The 1,134-nt window shown below is 53.5% G+C and carries 1 pseudogene; it reads left to right on the top strand.

The annotated features are described in order from the left end of the window. Positions 1 to 1,134, top strand: a pseudogene (locus HMPREF9370_RS11445) (hypothetical protein); the annotation flags it as partial.

Here is a 1,134-nt window from a genome sequence, read left to right as displayed (position 1 = left end):
GCGCTGGGCCACACCTTCGGCTACCACTACGACCAAGCAAGAAGGCTCATCGGCCTCACCAACGAAAACGGCGCCCGCTACCGCTTCGCCTACGACGTGCTCGACCGTTTGATTGCCGAAAGCGGCTTCGACCACAAACTGACCGCCTACCACTACAACGCCGGTAACGAACCGGTACAGCAGAGCGAATACGGTATCCTCGATATTCCTGCCGAAAAGAATCTTTCAGACGGCCTCAAAGACCATACCGCATTGATTGTGAGCGAATACGGCCTTGATAACTTAGGCCGTCTGAAACATATTCTTGCCAGACACACCGACGGCAGCATCGGGCAACGCACTTACCACTATGATTCAAACGGCAACCTGGTACGCGCAGCCATACCGAACCACAGCACAGCCTTTGACTACAATCCCAATGGCGGCATTATCGGCGAATACGCCCTGAAACTTCCCACAACACAGGAATGTGCTGCTCTGGCTTTGACCGAATTGGATTGGCAAATCCCCGAACACGATATGTTTCTGCTCGGCAAAAGTGCCGACATCCGTTATTTCTATGATGCAAACGGAAACCGCACCGTTACCGAACTTCCCGACGGCCAACGCATCCATCACTTATATTACGGCAGCGGGCATCTTCACAGCATTATGCTGGACGACACCGTTATCGCCGACATCGAACGCGACAAACTGCACCGCGAAATCCAAAGGACACAGGGAAAACTCACCAGCCGCTACGAACTCGACCCCGTAGGCCGTCTGAAAAAACAGATTGCACAACTGGAAGCCCTGACTGAAAGCGGCAAAGCAACCGTAGGGGCGGGTTACATACCCGCCCGCACCCCTGCCCAAACCGCGGTCAAACGCAGCTACGGCTACGACAAAACCGGCAACCTGATCCATTCGACAGACCAAAGAAGCGGTACGGTACATTACGAATATGACCCGTTGGGGCAAATCAAAAAAGCGGGCAGCAGTCTGTTCGCCTTCGACCCCGCACACAACATTATCGACAGCTACGAGCGCAAAATACACGACAACCGCCTTGCCGAATACGGCGGCGCAAAATTCTTTTACGACACATTCGGCAACACTGTACACAAAGAATTTGCCGACGGAGAAACCCAAAAC

Origin of the sequence: Neisseria wadsworthii 9715, assembly GCF_000227765.1 — a bacterium.
Classification (GTDB): domain Bacteria; phylum Pseudomonadota; class Gammaproteobacteria; order Burkholderiales; family Neisseriaceae; genus Neisseria; species Neisseria wadsworthii.
This window is presented reverse-complemented; position numbering and strand designations above follow the sequence as displayed.